Genomic DNA, 18,796 nt, shown 5'->3' on the forward strand with positions numbered 1-18,796 from the left:
ATTATAAATTTTTTAAGGCTTGTTTTATAATGGTTTCTACATTAGCATCTGGTTGAGATATTAAAATTTTATCTACCACACGTTCTGCTTGCTTTTTAACAAAACCAAGTACTTCCAATGCAGATAACGCTTCATTTTTATTGGTATTGTCTTTAGAAACAGAAACTTCGTTTATATCATAAATCTTTAAAATTTTATCTTTTAAATCAATAATAACGCGTTGTGCCGTTTTTGCACCAATACCTTTTATGGATTGAATTAAATTTACATCTCCTACCGCAATACCTTCTCTAATTTGAATGGGTGTTAATGATGACAACATGGTTCTTGCTATATTGGCACCAATACCACTTACAGATATTAATAACTTAAAAATTTCCCTTTCAGCTAAAGAAGAAAACCCATAAAGTGTATGGGAATCTTCTTTAACTTGTAAATATGTGTATAATTTTAAATATTCATTATCAGATATTTGAGAATAGGTATGTAACGATATATTAATAGCATATCCAATACCATTACATTCTATAACAACGTCTGTTGGATTTTTCTCAATTAGCTTTCCTTGAATATGGGTTATCATTTAACTTTAGGTTATACGACCAAATGTAATGAAATTATTGCTCTTGCTTATTTTGCGTTTGCTTTTCTTTTTCCCACTTTTCTTTCTGTTGGGCATCAATTACAGAAATAGCTGTCATATTAACAATTTCATCTACACTAGCTCCTAATTGTAAAATATGAACTGGCTTACTCATACCCATCATGATAGGACCAATAGATTCCGCTTTGTTTAATTCTTTAAGAAGTTTATAAGTAATGTTTGCTGATTCTAAATTTGGAAAGACAAGCGTGTTTACTTTTTTACCTACTAGTTTAGAAAACGGAAATGCACTTTCAAGCATTTCGCTATTTAGAGCGAAATCTATTTGCAAATCACCATCTACCAATAATTCAGGATTGGTTTCGTGCAGTACAGCTACCGCATCTCTAACTTTGCTGGTTCTCGGACTTGGAGATGAGCCAAAATTAGAAAACGTAGTCATGGCCATAACAGGTTCTAAACCAAACATACGGACGGTTTTTGCTGTCATTTGAGCAATTTTAACCAAATCTTCACTTGAAGGATCGATATTAATAGATGTATCGCTTAAGAACAATGGCCCACGTTGCGTCATCATGATATTAGTTGTCGCAACTCTTTTTGCATTTTTAGCCAAACCAATTAATTCAAGCATAGGTTTTACAACCGCAGGATAACTAAGAGAATAACCCGAAATGATAGCATCTGCGTCACCTACATTAACCATCATAGCAGCAAAGTAATTACGCTCTCGCATAATACGTTGGGCTGCATAAAGCGTCACACCTTTACGCTTTCTTTGTTCCCAATACACTTTGGCATACTTATTTTTTCTAGCTTCTTCCTCATCAGATTTTGGATCGATAATTTGGATATCTGCATCAAATTCGATCTCAGCCATTAACTTTTTAATAATATCTCTTCTGCCTAATAAAATAGGAATTGCGATACGCTCATCATAAGCTATTTGAGCTGCCTTTAAAACATTTAAATGATCTGCCTCTGCATAAACCACTCGTTTAGGATCCATCTTAGCTCTATTGGTAAGCAGTCGTATCATTTTATTATCAGAACCTAACCGTTCCAATAATTCATCTTTATATTTTTCCCAATTTTCAATAGGATGTGTTGCTACACCGCTTTCCATGGCAGCTCTTGCAACCGCAGGGGGTATCTCACCAATTAAACGAGGATCGAATGGTTTTGGAATAATATACTCCTTACCAAATGTTAATCTGGTTTCACCATATGCAATATTAACTTGCTCTGGAACAGGCTCTTTAGCCAAACTTGCCAAAGCTTTAACAGCAGCCATTTTCATAGCTTCGTTAATTTTAGTAGCTCGAACATCTAAAGCACCTCTAAAAATAAATGGAAACCCAAGTACATTATTCACTTGATTAGGATGGTCTGAACGCCCTGTTGCCATAATAATATCTTTTCTTGTATCTACAGCAAGTTGATATTCTATTTCTGGATTTGGATTTGCCATAGCAAATACAACAGGATTTTTAGCCATAGATAGCAACATATCTGGATTTACAATATTAGCTTGTGACAAGCCAATAAATACATCAGCGTCAACCATAGCTTCATCCAAGGTATCAATTTTTCTATGCGTAGAAAACTCAGCTTTTTCTGATGACAAATTCTCCCTATCATTTCTTATAACTCCCTTACTGTCAAGCATGACCATGTTTTCACGTTTTGCCCCACACGCTTGATACAAACGAGAACAAGAAATAGCGGCAGCCCCAGCCCCACTAATCACAATTTTAGCATCTTCAATCTTTTTATTTGAAAGCTCCAGAGCATTTATTAAGGCCGCGGCAGATATAATCGCGGTTCCGTGCTGGTCGTCGTGCATAACAGGAATATCTAATTCCTCTTTCAGGCGTCTTTCAATTTCAAAAGCTTCGGGAGCTTTAATATCTTCTAAATTAATTCCTCCAAAAGTGGGAGCAATCATTTTTACCGTTTGAATAAATTCTTCAACATTTTCTGTATTCACCTCAATATCAAAAACGTCAATGTCTGCAAAGATTTTAAAAAGTAATCCTTTACCTTCCATTACAGGTTTTGAGGCTTCTGGACCAATATTACCCAAACCTAAAACGGCTGTTCCATTTGAAATAACAGCCACCAAATTTCCTTTAGCTGTATATTTATAAACATTATCTACATTCTTGGCTATTTCTAAACAAGGCTCGGCCACACCTGGGGAATATGCTAAAGATAAATCTCTTTGGGTTGCGTATTTTTTTGTTGGCACAACTTGTATTTTGCCCGGAGTTGGTTTTGCGTGGTATATTAGTGCTTCTCTGCGTTTACTTTCTTTGCTCATAAAGTGTCTAGTTGGTGGTTTTAAATTGAAAAACTAATATTTAATAATCCTTAATCATATTGACCCAAAGGATATCATTGAAGAGACAAATATAATAATCCTATACTTTAAACTGCTATTCTTTTAAGAAATTGATGCTTCTTTTAAAGATCGTTTTTTAATTTTATAAACATTTTTGTTTTAGATCATTTAAAAACTTAATGAGTTAAAAATTAATTCCATTTAGTTATAATAAAACGCAAAAACAAACTAGATTATCATTCAATATTTGGATGCCAAAATTTAACATGGTAAAATAGCTTCAGAACTAAAATAGTCTATATTTTTTATAGCATTTTTTAAATTATATGGTAATGAGTATAAAGTATTCATTTTTAATCACATGTCTAATCATATCCAGTTTACCTGCTCAAAATCAGACGCCAATAAACAAAAAAGATACTACTGATATTTACAATAAAATTAAAATCTATTCTAAGCGAAGTAAATTTACACAAACCATTCATGGACTCATTTTTAAATCTACCCAGAAAAGAAATGAAAAAAGAATACATGAAAACCCAAATGAAAGTTATAAACCATATCAAGGAAAACCTATAAGAAACATCTATATTGAAACGTTAGATCCTTTTGGTTTTTCAGTTGAAGATACCACCAAAGGCCCAAAAAATTGGATGGATAGATTCGGAAATGCCGTTCATATAAAATCTAAGAATTTTGCTATTAGAAATTTATTACTTTTTAAACAAAACACACCATTAGACACATTATTATTATATGAATCTCAACGACTTATACGCTCTCAAAACTTTGTTAGAAGCGTAAAAATTGAAGCTGAGAAATCGAATCAAACCTCAGACTCTGTAGATATTAAAGTTCGAGTATTAGACTCTTGGAGCATAATCCCAAAAGCTTCTATTTCCACTTCAAAAACCAATATCCTGCTCAATGAACGTAATTTTTTCGGATTGGGACATGAATTTAAAAATGGTATAGAGAAAAGTTTTAACAACAAAAATACAGGCTACCAATTAGAGTATATTATACCGACCATAAAGAACTCTTATATACGGACTGATATTAAATATCATATTGATTTAGAAGGCTTTTATCAAAAAAAGTTAAATATTGAAAGAACTTTTTTTTCGCCTTTAACAAAGTGGGCTGGAGGTTTGTACTTGGATGAACAATTTCATCAGGATTCATTGCCGAATGTTCAAAATGAATTCAATTACCAGAATTTTAAATATAGAACCAATGATATTTGGGCTGGACATGCTTTCAGGATTTTAGATGGACAGAGTATTGCAGAACGAACCACAAATCTTATAACTTCATTAAGATATATTAATGTTGAATACAGAGAATCTCCTAATAAAGAATATGATTCTATCAATTATTTCTCAAATGAGAATTTTTATTTAGGAAGCATAGGTATTACCTCCAGACAGTTTATCGAAGACAATTATATTTTTAGGGACGGTATTATTGAAGATGTACCTGTTGGTTTTTCAGGATCATTAACTCCGGGATATCAACGAAAAAACCAGGAAAATCGGTATTATCTTGGAGCAAATATTACAGTTGCAGATTATTCTAAATGGGGATATTTGAGTGGCTCTATAGGTTATGAAACGTTCTTCCATCATTCTAAATTAGAACAATCTGCTCTTAATATAGAATTTAATTATTTCACAGACTTAATTACTTTAGGTGCCCAGTGGAAAATGAGGCAATTTATAAAACCACAACTTCTTTTAGGGTTTAATAGGTTGAACACCATAGGAGATCGCCTCTCTCTGGATGGAAATATGGAAACTATAGGATATGATCGCAATAATTATAGACGTAATAATAGCAGAGGGATTCCTGGATTTGATGCTGATATTTATGGCACTCAAAAAATACTTTTTACCATGCAAACCCAGTTTTATTCACCTTGGAATCTTTTAGGCTTTAGACTCAATCCTTACGTAAATTTTACGGCTGGGTTAATAGGCGATACATACACCCCTCTTTCTAAAAGTAAAATGTATTCTTCCATAGGCGCTGGTTTCATCATAAGGAATGATTTTTTGGTATTTAGTTCCTTTCAACTATCCTTATCATATTATCCTACTATTCCGGGACAAGGAAACAATATATTTAAAACAAACTCTTTTGAAACAGATGATTTAGGATTCCAATCTATTAATATGGGCAAACCAAGTACTCTTTTGTATCCTTAATCTTTTAAAAATTCAATATTCCTTTTTAAACCTGAAAATTTGGTTCGTTTTACAGCAGAATTTTTAAATACTTTTTTAAATACATCTTCTGTTATATCTTCCCAATCTTTTTTGGTCATGGACAATAATTCTAGATTCGGATCAAATAAGGGTTCATTATGGGATTTTGAAAATCGATTCCATGGGCATACATCTTGGCATACATCACAGCCAAACATCCAATCATCCATTTTTCCTTTAAACTCTGTTGGTATCTTTTCTTTCAGCTCGATAGTAAAATAAGAAATGCATTTGCTACCATCAACTACATAAGGTTCAGTAATGGCATGCGTGGGGCAAGCATCTATACAAGCGGTACATGTGCCGCAATGATTTGTTGTAATAGAATCATACTCCAATTCCAAATCAATTATTAACTCGGCAATAAAATAAAACGAGCCTACTTGTTGGGTTAATAAATTACTATGCTTACCTATCCAACCCAAACCTGATTTTGCTGCCCAAGCTTTATCCAAGACTGGTGCTGAATCTACAAAAGCTCGCCCATGTACCTGACCAATCTCTTCTTGAATAAAACTTAAAAGCGATTTTAATTTACCTTTAATTACGAAGTGATAATCGGCTCCGTAAGCATATTTAGAAAGCTTATAGCTATTCCCAATTTGTTCTTGACTGGGATAATAATTGAGCAATAATGAAATAACAGATTTAGAATCTTCAACCAATTTTGTCGGGTCTAAGCGTTTATCAAAATGGTTTTCCATATACTGCATTTGTCCATTCATATTTTTATTCAACCATGTTTCTAATCTGGGTGCTTCTTCCTCTAAGAAACCTGCTTTACTAACGCCACAAGACAAAAAACCGAGGCGTTTGGCTTCGGTTTTTATTAGCTGTGTGTATTTTTGTTTATTTCCCATTTATAAGATTCTCAAAAAAGCTCAGAATCAAACTTATTTTAAAACAAACCACCTTGAATATTTCCTTTAATTTTCCCTAAATGTTTATAGGCTAACTCGGTGACTTCACGTCCTCGAGGTGTACGCATAATAAAACCTTGCTGAATCAAAAAAGGCTCATAAACTTCTTCAATGGTTTCTGTACTTTCACTAACTGCCGTTGCAATAGTAGAAATCCCAACAGGGCCTCCTTTGAATTTATCAATAATTGTAGAAAGGATCTTATTATCCATTTCATCCAAACCAAAGGCATCTACGTTTAAGGCTTCTAAACTATATTTAGCGATTTTAATATCGATACTTCCATTACCTTTAATTTGTGCAAAATCTCTAACTCGGCGCAAAAGTGCATTGGCAATTCTTGGCGTACCCCTACTTCTTCCCGCAATTTCAATTGCCGCTTCCATAGAAATTGGCACATTTAAAATAGTGGCACTTCGTTGTATTATGGTTGTTAAAAGTTCCGTGTTATAGTATTGTAACCTACTTTGAATTCCAAAACGAGCACGCATAGGAGCTGTTAACAAGCCTGAACGTGTTGTGGCTCCAACCAAAGTAAACGGATTTAAATTTATTTGAACGGAACGAGCATTGGGACCAGATTCTATCATAATATCTATCTTGTAATCTTCCATGGCAGAATACAAATACTCTTCTACTATAGGACTTAAACGATGTATTTCATCAATAAACAAAACGTCCCTTTCTTCAAGATTGGTAAGTAATCCTGCTAAATCTCCTGGTTTATCTAAAACCGGCCCCGATGTTATTTTAATACCAACATTTAATTCGTTAGCCAAAATATGTGCTAAGGTAGTTTTCCCCAATCCTGGAGGTCCATGGAATAAAGTATGGTCTAAAGCCTCACTCCGTAAATTTGCTGCTTGAACAAAAATCTGAAGATTCTCCAACACTTGGTCTTGCCCCGTAAAATCTTCAAAAGTTAAGGGTCTTAACTTTTTTTCTACATCAAATTCTTCAGGAGAAAAGTTATTATTTGTTGGGTCTAGGTTTTCGTTCATATCAACTTCCTGCGGATACAAGAATCTATTTTGTAAAAAATATTAAAATAGTAGATTCCTGCCCATGCAGGAATGACAAAAGCAAATATAAAGAAAAAGCCCTTCTATTTCTAGAAAGGCTTATCAGATTATTTATTTGGACTCATGCTTGCACAGGAATGACAACTTTAAATTCTATTAAACTTTTCTACGTCTATCTCTATGTTGAGAGATATCAAATGAATATTTATCCGTTAAATCTAACAAAACATTTAAAGAGGTTGCCACATCATCAAGGATTTCAGATATACTAAAGTCAAAATAATTTTTTGATTGACACGTTTATTTTCTATTTCGTTGATTTTAAAAAGATACTTTAGTGTTGAAGTTCTTCTTCTCCTTCTTTTAATGGAATGTTTTGAGGGATAAAATCAACATCATGCCCTGGTTTACTATAATCGTAAGCCCAACGGTATACATGAGGAATATCACCTGGCCAGTTACCATGAATGTGTTCTACAGGAGTCGTCCATTCTAAAGTAGTAGATTTCCAAGGATTCTGTGTTGCTTTCTTTCCAAAGAAAATACTACTAAAGAAATTGTATAAATAAATTATTTGTACAACACCTCCAATTAAAGCAAAAACAGTAATTACAACATTCACATTTGCCAAGTCGTCAAATAAAGGAAAGTTTGTATTTGTATAATATCTACGTGGTAATCCGGCCATACCTATAAAGTGCATCGGGAAGAATACACCATAGGCACAAACTGCCGTTATCCAAAAATGGATATACCCTAAATTTTTATTAAGCATTTTACCAAACATTTTAGGATACCAATGATAAATACCAGCAAACATACCGTAAAGCGCCGATATACCCATTACTAAATGGAAGTGAGCAACCACAAAATATGTATCGTGAACATTAATATCTAAAGCACTATCTCCAAGAATAATACCTGTTAAACCGCCTGTTATAAATGTTGACACAAAACCAATTGAGAATAACATGGCTGGATTCATCTGTAAATTACCTTTCCATAATGTAGTAATCCAGTTGAATGCTTTTACAGCTGATGGAATCGCAATTAATAAGGTGGTAAATGTAAATACCGATCCCAAAAATGGATTCATACCAGAAACAAACATATGGTGGCCCCAAACTATAGTCGATAAAAATGCAATTGCTAATATAGAAGCAATCATGGCTCGGTAACCAAAAATTGGTTTACGGGAGTTTGCTGCCATAATTTCAGAAACCAGACCCATTGCAGGTAAAATAACGATGTATACTTCTGGATGACCTAAGAACCAAAACAAATGTTCGAATAATACCGGAGAACCTCCTTGATAATGCAACACTTCACCTTGAATGAAAATATCTGATAAGAAAAATGATGTTCCAAAACTTCTATCCATAATTAACAATAGAGCTGCAGACAATAATACTGGGAATGATATAACACCAATAACAGCAGTAATAAAAAACGCCCAAATTGTTAATGGAAGTCTGGTCATAGACATTCCTTTTGTACGTAAATTAATAACTGTTACAATATAGTTTAAAGAGCCTAGTAACGAAGAAGCTATAAATATAGCCATAGATACTAACCATAAAGTCATACCCATTCCTGAACCACCTTGAGCCATTGGTAAGGCACTTAATGGCGGATAAATTGTCCAACCAGCTGCTGCAGGCCCAGCTTCAACAAATAAAGAAGTTAACATAATAACACTAGACAAGAAAAATAACCAGTAAGAAACCATATTAAGGAATCCAGAAGCCATATCTCTTGCTCCAATTTGCAATGGAATTAATAGATTACTAAACGTACCACTTAAACCTGCGGTTAACACAAAAAATACCATGATGGTACCATGAATGGTCACTAAAGCTAAATAAATATCTGCATCCATAACACCTTCAGGTGCCCATTTCCCTAACAAAGCTTCAAATAAGACGTTCGGTTGTTCTGGCCAAGCAATTTGCATACGAAACATCATAGACATTAATACACCAATGACTCCCATAATAGTACCTGTAATTAGATACTGTTTAGCAATCATCTTATGATCTTGACTAAATATATATTTAGTTACAAACGTTTCTTTATGATGATGTCCGTGGTCGTCGTGAGCTTCGTGAGCGTGATTATCTTCGTGTGCTGACATAATCTTATATCGTATTTATCTTTTTAAATTAGTTAATTTAGAGAATTTTTAAATGTTTTTTGCTCTTTCATCCAAGCGTCATATTCTTCTTGAGTTTCAACAACAATTTTCATTTGCATATTGTAATGAGATTTACCACAAATTTTATTACATAATAATAGATAATCAAATTCATAAGGTGATAAAGCTTCTTCGCCTTTTGCCACTAAAGTTTCACTTTCTGCAACTCTAATTCTATTAATGTTAGCAACTTTATCAACTATATCTGGATTTTGACGCATGTCAGCAGTCGTTACTGTCGGTGTAAAACCAAATTGGGTAATCATTCCTGGAACACAGTTCATTTGAGCTCTAAAATGTGGCATGTAAGCAGAATGTAATACATCTTGAGAACGCATTTTAAATAAAACAGGTTTACCAACTGGTAAATGTAATTCTTTAGTTATAACATCATCTTGACCATAAGAATCCGATTCATCGATTCCTAAAATATTCGCACGCCCTATATCTATTAAACGAACATTCGCTTTACCTAAAGTATTATCTTCTCCAGCATAACGAGCCGTCCAATTAAATTGTTGAGCATACAGTTCAATCACTATAGGGTCATCACTTTCATCTACTCCCATAATATTAATCCAGGTACTCAATCCATATATAATTAAACCAGCCAAAACAATTACTGGAATGATAGTCCAAATGAATTCTAACTTATTGTTATCTGCGAAAAATAGTGCTTTTTTTCCTTTTTCACCTTTATATTTATATGCAAAATAATGAAGTAAAAACTGTGTAATTATTTGTACTGTAAATATAAGCACTAATGAGACAATCATTAAATTATCTATTCTAGACCCATGCTCTGATGCCGAATTTGACAATAAAGGCAAATCACCCCATTTAATAAAACTTACGATAGTAATGATATAAATGAAAGCCAAAAAGCACATCATTAAGTATCCATTCATTCTATTGTCCTTGTCGCTCGCAACTTGAGAATTTTCATTTTTAGCTTGTGCTAGGTCAAATATCTTTACCATTTGCCAAATTGCAACTAAAATGAATATTAAAACTATAATTGTTAATAAAGTAGTCATTGTTCTCTTTCTTCTCTATTTATATCTTATTAATAATGGAAATCTTTACTTTCTTTTATAAGTGGGTTCCCTTTTGCAAGTAATGGAGCTTTTGTCAAAGCTGTAAATACTACAAATATGAACAGTCCAGCGAATAATAAAATAGAACTTATTTCGGGTATACCTATAAACCATCTGTCACCCACCGTTGCTGGCATAATCATATTGAAAATATCAATGTAATGCCCAACTAATATGACTAATCCCGCCATAACTACAAACCAAGGAATACGTTTATAATCGGCATTCATCAACATTAAAATTGGGAATACAAAATTCATTACAACCATACCTAAGAATGGTAATTTGTAATCATTAAAACGAGTTATAAAATAAGTTACCTCTTCCGGTATATTTGAATACCAAATAAGCATGAATTGAGAGAACCACAAATAAGTCCAGAAAATACTGAATGCAAACATGAATTTTGCAACGTCATGTAAATGGTTTTCATTAACAAATTCTAAGTAATTTCTAGATTTCAAATATATAGTTATCAAAGCAAGAACGGTAATACCACTTACAAACATAGATGCAAATACATACCATCCAAACAATGTACTAAACCAGTGTGGATCGACACTCATTATCCAATCCCAGGACATCATGGATTCTGTATAAATGAAGAACACTAAAAATGCAGCTGAAATACGGAACGTTTTTTTGAAGTTACTATTATCTTCAGCAGTATCTTGGGCAATAGAAAATTTACGTGCAAAATGCCTATATACACTCCATCCAGCTATAAATATAATACCTCGTACTGCAAACCAACCAATATTTAAAAACCCTGACTTCCCTTGAATTAATTTATCGTGGGCTACCACTTCTGGATCCATCCAGGTAAATAAATTATAATGTCCAATAGTTCCAGATGCCACCGCAATAGCGAGAACAATTAAAGCTCCAGGCAATAAGTAGGCAGTGATACCTTCCATAACCCTAAACAAAACTGGAGACCAACCTGCTTGCGCAGCAAATTGTATAGCGTAGAATGCTAAAATACCTAAGGCAATCATCATAAAGAAAAAAGCCGCCACATAAAGTGCAGACCAAGGTCTGTTAGCTATTTGATGCTGTACATGTTCGATGTGTTTTTTGTGCTCATCTACTTGTCCATGTTCATTATGAGTTGTTTCTTCATTTACAGCGACTTCTGAATGACCGCCTTCATGATGTAATTCTTCTGCAAGTAAGGTTTCAACTTCTTCAAAAGATTTATGAGATGTCATAAAACCATATCCCACTCCTAATACTCCTAATATAATTAGAATGAAAGAAAATGTCTTTAATTTATTTGAAAATGTGTACATATCTTATATAATCTTACTTTTCTAAATCTGCTTTTAACTGTAACACATAAGCTACAACTTGCCAACGTTCTTCAATACTAAGTTGATTAGCATACGACCCCATAGCATTTTTACCATAATGAATAGTATGATAAATGCTGCCCTCTGTAATAGCTCTACCGGCATCGTTGTAAGCTGGAACACCTAATATTTTTTCTCTTTTTACTAAATTTCCTTGACCATTACCTTGATTTCCATGGCAAATAGCACAATAAATTTCATATAAAACTTTTCCCTTTCCTAAATCTACTTGAGTGGAATCAAGCGGACTTTTTAAAGTCGCTTTTGCCAAATCATATCCTTCAGATGTATTATCTATATCAAAAGGCACAAATCCTCTTGCAATAGATCCTTCAGCAGGTACTCTAGCTTCCATGCCATTCTCAAACATATTATTTTCTAAATACGTCTCGTAACCTACAGGCTCATACATATTGGGCATGAACTGATAGTTAGGTCTCGTATCTTTTTTACAAGACACAATAGATAATAAAACGATTACTATTGCTGCTATTTTAATTAAGCTTTTCATATTTATATTAATGGGCTTTATCAACTAAATTAATTTCTACTGCACCTGTTTCTTTAAGCAAATTTTCAAGTTCTACTTCATTCCCATCAACAGCAATCTCCATTAAAAAATGATCATCTGTTGTTCTAGGGTCAGGATTCTCAGCTTTTTTAAACGGCCACATTCTACTTCTTAAATAAAAAGTAATAACCATTAAATGTGCCGCAAAAAACACCGTTAACTCAAACATAATCGGCACAAAAGCGGGCATATTTTGTAAGTAACTAAAACTTGGTTTTCCACCAATATTCTGCGGCCAATCTTTAATCATTATGAAATTCATCATAACTATAGCTACTGTTAACCCTACAAGACCATACATAAATGATGTAATGGCAATTCGTGTAGGAGCTAATCCCATAGCCTTATCTAGTCCATGAACTGGAAAAGGTGTATAAATTTCTTCTATATGATATCTTTCTGCCTTAACTTTCTTAACAGCGGACATTAATACATCATCATCCGTATAAATAGCGTGAATTACTTTTGAAGCTTCCATATGCTACTTGTTATTTTTTATTTCATTAATTGAATCTCCAGAGGTTCTTGCATCAGCACCAGTTCCTACTAAACTTCCGCCTGCTTCCCTAATCTTTTTATAGCGTTCACCTGAAGATTTTAAAATGGTTTTAACTTCGGCTTGGGCAATTACTGGGAATGTTCTTGAGTATAGTAAGAATAAGACAAAGAAGAATCCAATAGTTCCAATAAAAATCCCTATATCAACAAATGTAGGAGAGAACATGGTCCAAGAAGACGGTAAATAATCTCTGTGCAATGATGTTACAATGATAACAAAACGCTCAAACCACATACCTATGTTTACAATGATCGATATAAAGAATGAAAACATGATACTTGTTCTTAATTTCTTAAACCACATAAATTGTGGAGAAAATACATTACATGTCATCATTGACCAATAAGCCCACCAGTAAGGTCCTGTTGCTCTATTAAGGAAAGCATATTGTTCATATTCTACTCCAGAATACCAAGCGATAAATAACTCAGTAATGTAAGCCACACCAACAATAGATCCCGTAATCATGATTACGATGTTCATTAATTCGATATGTTGTACCGTGATGTAGTCTTCAAGGTTACATACTTTTCTCATGATGATAAGTAATGTGTTTACCATAGCAAATCCTGAGAATACTGCTCCAGCAACAAAGTATGGAGGGAAAATGGTTGTATGCCATCCTGGTATAACCGATGTTGCAAAGTCAAACGATACAATCGTATGTACAGAAAGTACAAGTGGTGTTGCTAAACCTGCAAGAACTAAAGATACTTCTTCAAAACGTTGCCAATCTTTAGCTCTACCAGACCATCCAAAACTTAATAATGAATATATTTTCTTTTGGAAAGGCTTAACGGCTCTATCACGAATCATAGCAAAATCTGGAAGCAAACCAGTCCACCAGAAAACTAATGATACAGACAAATAGGTTGAGATGGCGAATACGTCCCAAAGTAATGGGGAGTTAAAGTTTACCCAAAGCGAACCAAATTGGTTTGGAATTGGTAATACCCAATAACCTAACCATGGACGACCCATGTGAATAATTGGAAACAAACCTGCTTGAACTACGGAAAAAATCGTCATAGCTTCAGCTGAACGGTTAATTGCCATTCTCCATTTTTGACGGAAGAGTAAAAGTACAGCTGAAATAAGCGTTCCTGCGTGACCGATACCAACCCACCAAACGAAGTTAGTAATATCCCAAGCCCATCCAACGGTTTTGTTTAAACCCCAAGTTCCAATACCCGTAGATACTGTATAAATAATACATCCAATTCCCCAAAGAAAAGCGGCAAGTGCAATAGAAAAAACTATCCACCACTGTTTATTGGCCTGTCCTTCTATAGGCTTAGCCACATCGACAGTAACATCGTGATATGATTTTTCGCCTGTAACTAAAGGTCTTCTAATAGGTGCTTCGTAATGAGACGCCATAATCCTTTTATAAGTGTTTCTTAATTAATTTTATGCTTCTGTTGTATTTCTCACTTTTGTTTGATACATCACATTTGGTTTTGTTCCAACGTGTTCTAACAAGTGATACATACGATTATCTTGTTTAAGTTTTGCAACTTTACTACTCTTATCATTAATGTCTCCAAAAACCATAGCACCATTATTACAAGCTGCTGAACAAGCTGTTTGGAATTCACCATCTTTAATTTCACGTCCATCACGTTTAGCATCAAGAATGGTCTTTTGTGTTTTTTGAATACACATTGAACATTTTTCCATAACTCCACGAGAACGTACTACCACATCTGGATTTAATACCATACGTCCTAAATCATCATTCATATGATAATCGAATTCATCGTTTCCATTGTATAAGAACCAGTTGAAACGACGTACTTTATAAGGGCAGTTGTTTGCACAGTATCTAGTACCAACACAACGGTTATAAGCCATATGGTTTTGACCTTGACGACCATGTGATGTTGCAGCTACAGGACAAACCGTTTCGCAAGGTGCATGATTACAATGTTGACACATGATTGGTTGGAAAGCAACCTGAGGATTCTCAGACGCATGTTCCAATTCACCAAATTCACTTAATGAGCTTCCTAACCCTGAAATAGTATCTTTTTTCTCATCATCACCTTCAAAAGATGTTTCAGATGAATAATATCTGTCAATACGTAACCAGTGCATGTCACGGCTTTTTCTAACTTCCGCTTTACCTACTACAGGGACATTATTTTCTGCATGACAAGCAATAACACAAGCACCACAACCTGTACAAGCATTTAAATCTATAGATAAATTAAAATGATGCCCAATAGAACGGTCAAACTCATCCCACAAATCTACTTCAGGAGATGTTACCGGGACTTCTTCATGATTTAAAGATACTTTAGGAACTTGATTCCATCCATGTTCTTCATCTTCTTTATCATAAGTGTTAAATATTACTAAAGAGGTTTCTTTAATAATATCACCACGCCCCATTAATGTATTATGTAACTGAACAGATGCAAATTCATGTTCGCCTGCAACTTTTTCTATAGTTACGTTTTGAACATTATTAAAATTATGGTACAATGCATAAGCATTAACACCTGTTTGCATTTCTTCTTTTAAACCTTTTGTTTTCCCATAACCAAGTGCTAAACCAACCGAACCGTTTGCCTGTCCTGGCTGGATCATTACTGGTGCAGTTACAGACGTTCCATTCACAGTAATCTTAGCATAACTACCATTTAAAGCACCATTTGCAACATGGGTATTTACCAAGCCTAATTTCTCTGCATCAGCTTTAGAAACTGTTAAATAGTTATCCCAAGATGTTCTTGTAATGGGATCCGGGAACTCTTGTAACCAAGGGTTATTGGCTTGTTGCCCATCACCCATACCTATTTTGGTATATAAAGTTAATTCATATCCTCCATTCGATTTAGCAGAACTTGCTAATGCGCTTGAAGCATTTCCAGAAGGTGCCTCAACTGTTTCGTTTGAATTTGATGCTGTACTTATGGTTTCTGTAGCAATACTTCCAGAAAAAATACCATCGTGTAATGCTTGATTAAAAGAACTTCCCCCTAAAATAGTGGTTCCCCAAGCATCTTTAATATAATCATGGTAAGACATGTCATTTCCATTCCATTTTAACAAACCTTCCTGAAATTGTCTGGTATTAAATAACGGACGAATGGTTGGTTGTGTTAAAGCATAATGTCCTTTTTTAATTTCCACATCTCCCCAAGATTCTAAATAATGAGGTGCCGCAGCTATATATTGACATTCAGAAGACGTTTCATCTGCTTTAAGAGAAAACGCAATGGATAATTCTGTTTTTTTCAATCCTTCAGCAAAATCTGAAGCATTTGGTAGGGTGTATAAAGGATTCACACCACTCATGATGATGGCACCCACTTTACCTGCTTTCATATCTGCAACCAAAGAAGCAACCTCTTTATCATTACCTTGTCTTGTTTTTATTGGTGTTGAAGCATCAAACGCTTTACTGTTTAAAAAGGCATTGATTTCTAAAACAACTGTTTGAGCATTCACATCCTGAATACCTGTTAATACAACAGCATTGCTTCCTGCTTTTTTAATTTCAGCTGCAGCACTTTTAACCGCTTTTTCAACTGCATCAGGCAAACTTCCAGAAACAGAACCACCAACTACATAACTATATAATTTAGCTAATGCTATTTTTTGTTGAGTTGGCGTTAACAATACACGTTTATCTGCATTGGCTCCGGTTAATGTCATGTTTGACTCAAACTGAATATGACGGGACATTTTACCATTTTGTGGTATTCTATTTTTAGAATATCCAGAGTCAAAACCACCTCCTTGCCAATCCCCTAAGAAATCTGCTCCTACGGAAACGATAGTCATAACTTTAGATAAATCATAATTAGCTAAACCACGTTCACCATATTTTGCTTGATAAGCGTCAAGGGCAGTAGATTCTGAAACAGCATCGTACACCACATGACTAACATTACCATACTTTTCTTTAAATTCTGAAATCAACTTACTAGTAGAAGGACTCGCAAAAGTTTGTGTAAGTAATACAATTTGTTTTCCAGAAACCTTTATATCAGTTAATTTTTGATTTGTTTCCGAATCAAATGCACTCCAAGAAATAGATTTTCCATCTTTAGTGGGACCTTGAACTCTTAAACTATCATACAATCCTAAAACCGAAGCATTCACTCTGGCGTTTGCACCACCATTGGTAGTTGCCATAGCATTGTTTTCGATTTTAATCGGACGACCCTCACGAGTTTTTACCAAAACACTTGCGAAATCAAATCCATCAGCAATAGTAGTTGCATAGTAATTAGCAACTCCTGGGATAATTTCTTCCGGCTGAACAACATAAGGAATAGACTTAACCACAGGCCCTTCACATGCAGCAAGAGATGCTGCTGCCGTACTAAAACCTACAAATTTTAAGAAATCGCGTCGGGTTGTAGATGTTGCATCTAATAAACTTTTATCGCCTAAAAATTCATCAGTAGGTATTTGCTCTACAAACTCGTTTTGTTTTAGCGTCTCAACAATAGAGCTATTCTCGTTTAGCTCTTCAACACTTTTCCAGTATTTCTTGTTTGATGACATATTATATAATTGAATTACTTCTTTAATAAATTAATAATGACATTTACCACATTCTAAACCACCCATTTGAGCTTCAGTAACTTCTTTAACACCATATTTCTTAGCCAATTGCTCATGTATTTTTTCATAATAAGCATTGTCTTTCATATTAACATTAGTGGTTCTATGACAGTTAACACACCAACCCATTGTTAGGGGAGCAAATTGAGACACAACTTCCATTTCTTGAATAGGCCCGTGACAGGTTTGACATTCCACACCCGCTACGGTAACATGTTGAGAGTGATTAAAATAAACAAAATCAGGTAAATTATGAATACGAACCCATTTAACCGGCTGTGAATTGCCTGTGTATTTTTGAGCAGCATCATCCCACCCAGCTGCTGCATATAATTTTTTAATTTCTCCATCATAAAACTCTTTTGGATATTCTGGACTTGTTTCTCCTTTGTATTCATAAATAGATTTATGACAATTCATACATACATTCAATGACGGAATTCCTGATGTTTTACTAACCCTAGCTGAAGAGTGACAGTATTTACAATCTATACCATTATCACCAGCATGTATTTTATGTGAAAAGTGGATAGGTTGCACTGGCTGATATCCTTGATCCACCCCTATTTGCATTAAATAACCATACATAAAATAAGCACTTGTCAATAAGAAGAAAATAGCAACCACCAACATTAAAAATTGGTTTTTAACAAAAGCTTTCCACAATGGTGTTCTTTTAGTTTCTTCTGGTAATTCTATATTTTGAATCGCTGCAAAACGACGCAATGTTTTGTTTACTAAATACAAACCACATGCTAACAATATAAATAGTATAGCTAAAGCTCCAAGAATAATTTCATTCGAAATACCGCCAGTTGACGCAGCACCAGAAGCAGCTTGTTCTGTTCCTGCTGTTGGAGCAGGAGCTTCCTCTTTAACCTCTGCCGTATAAGCTAAAATATCGCTTATATCTTGGTCTGACAACTGCGGAAATGCAGTCATAGCAGTTTTATTAAATTCATTGTAAATTTTATTGGCATAAGCATCACCAGACTTAATCAACCCAGGACTGTTATGAATCCAATTGGTTATCCAATTTCTATCCAGGCCTTGTTCATCTGCCAAACGTGCCTCAATATTACGCAAAGCAGGACCTGTCATTTTTTTATCTAATTGATGACATGCAGCACAATTGGCATTAAACAATGATTTTCCTTTTGCTGGATCTCCTTCTTGAGCAGAAAGCGATGTTGTAAACGCTAATAAAATAATTAAGCCTAAACTAAGAATGCTTTTACTTAACTTACGGTGAATCACCTGTTCCATATTGTTGGTTAAATTAACT

The 18,796-nt window shown here is 34.3% G+C and carries 13 protein-coding genes; 1 reads left to right on the forward strand and 12 read right to left on the reverse strand.

Annotated features, from left to right (window positions below):
- Position 1: 1 nt before the first annotated feature.
- On the reverse strand, positions 2-583 hold the full coding sequence (gene ruvA, locus DKT72_RS05245; RefSeq protein ID WP_111307683.1) for a Holliday junction branch migration protein RuvA: 582 nt from the start codon (positions 581-583) through the stop codon (positions 2-4).
- 34 nt (positions 584-617) lie between these two features.
- On the reverse strand, positions 618-2,927 hold the full coding sequence (locus DKT72_RS05250) for an NADP-dependent malic enzyme (protein ID WP_111307684.1): 2,310 nt from the start codon (positions 2,925-2,927) through the stop codon (positions 618-620).
- 353 nt (positions 2,928-3,280) lie between these two features.
- Here DKT72_RS05250 and DKT72_RS05255 point away from each other — a divergent pair, with 353 nt between their 5' ends.
- Entirely contained in the window at positions 3,281-5,155 is a 1,875-nt protein-coding gene (locus tag DKT72_RS05255; protein ID WP_235841621.1) for a BamA/TamA family outer membrane protein, read from the forward strand.
- Here the strand turns inward: DKT72_RS05255 and queG are convergent.
- From queG to DKT72_RS05305, 10 genes are all read right to left on the reverse strand, one after another.
- On the reverse strand, positions 5,152-6,075 hold the full coding sequence (gene queG, locus DKT72_RS05260) for a tRNA epoxyqueuosine(34) reductase QueG (protein ID WP_111307685.1): 924 nt from the start codon (positions 6,073-6,075) through the stop codon (positions 5,152-5,154). The genes DKT72_RS05255 and queG overlap by 4 nt on opposite strands.
- 38 nt (positions 6,076-6,113) lie before the next feature.
- The gene (gene ruvB, locus DKT72_RS05265; RefSeq protein WP_111307686.1) at positions 6,114-7,136 is read right to left on the reverse strand and encodes a Holliday junction branch migration DNA helicase RuvB; all 1,023 of its coding nucleotides are present in this window, start codon (positions 7,134-7,136) and stop codon (positions 6,114-6,116) included.
- 355 nt (positions 7,137-7,491) lie between these two features.
- A complete protein-coding gene (locus DKT72_RS05270; RefSeq protein WP_111307687.1) occupies positions 7,492-9,291 on the reverse strand; it encodes a cytochrome c oxidase subunit I in 1,800 nt (599 codons plus the stop codon).
- 32 nt (positions 9,292-9,323) lie between these two features.
- Positions 9,324-10,388 carry a cytochrome c oxidase subunit II gene (locus DKT72_RS05275; protein WP_111307688.1) on the reverse strand — a complete coding sequence of 355 codons (1,065 nt, stop codon included), beginning with the start codon at positions 10,386-10,388 and terminating at the stop codon, positions 9,324-9,326.
- Between the two features lie 29 nt (positions 10,389-10,417).
- Positions 10,418-11,740 carry a quinol:cytochrome C oxidoreductase gene (locus tag DKT72_RS05280; RefSeq protein ID WP_111307689.1) on the reverse strand — a complete coding sequence of 441 codons (1,323 nt, stop codon included), beginning with the start codon at positions 11,738-11,740 and terminating at the stop codon, positions 10,418-10,420.
- Between the two features lie 13 nt (positions 11,741-11,753).
- Positions 11,754-12,311: a c-type cytochrome gene (locus DKT72_RS05285; RefSeq protein ID WP_220628083.1), complete on the reverse strand. Its 558-nt coding sequence runs from the start codon at positions 12,309-12,311 to the stop codon at positions 11,754-11,756.
- 7 nt (positions 12,312-12,318) lie between these two features.
- The gene (locus DKT72_RS05290; protein WP_111307690.1) at positions 12,319-12,849 is read right to left on the reverse strand and encodes a DUF3341 domain-containing protein; all 531 of its coding nucleotides are present in this window, start codon (positions 12,847-12,849) and stop codon (positions 12,319-12,321) included.
- A gap of 3 nt (positions 12,850-12,852) precedes the next feature.
- The gene (gene nrfD, locus DKT72_RS05295) at positions 12,853-14,310 is read right to left on the reverse strand and encodes an NrfD/PsrC family molybdoenzyme membrane anchor subunit (RefSeq protein WP_111307691.1); all 1,458 of its coding nucleotides are present in this window, start codon (positions 14,308-14,310) and stop codon (positions 12,853-12,855) included.
- A gap of 30 nt (positions 14,311-14,340) precedes the next feature.
- Complete coding sequence (locus DKT72_RS05300; protein WP_111307692.1) at positions 14,341-17,451, reverse strand: TAT-variant-translocated molybdopterin oxidoreductase; 3,111 nt, start codon at positions 17,449-17,451, stop codon at positions 14,341-14,343.
- A 30-nt stretch (positions 17,452-17,481) separates the two neighbouring features.
- Positions 17,482-18,777 (reverse strand): cytochrome c3 family protein, encoded by a 1,296-nt coding sequence (locus DKT72_RS05305; protein ID WP_111307693.1) that lies wholly within the window; start codon positions 18,775-18,777, stop codon positions 17,482-17,484.
- Positions 18,778-18,796: the final 19 nt, after the last annotated feature.

Origin of the sequence: Confluentibacter sediminis (assembly GCF_003258355.1) — a bacterium.
GTDB classification, from domain to species: domain Bacteria; phylum Bacteroidota; class Bacteroidia; order Flavobacteriales; family Flavobacteriaceae; genus Confluentibacter; species Confluentibacter sediminis.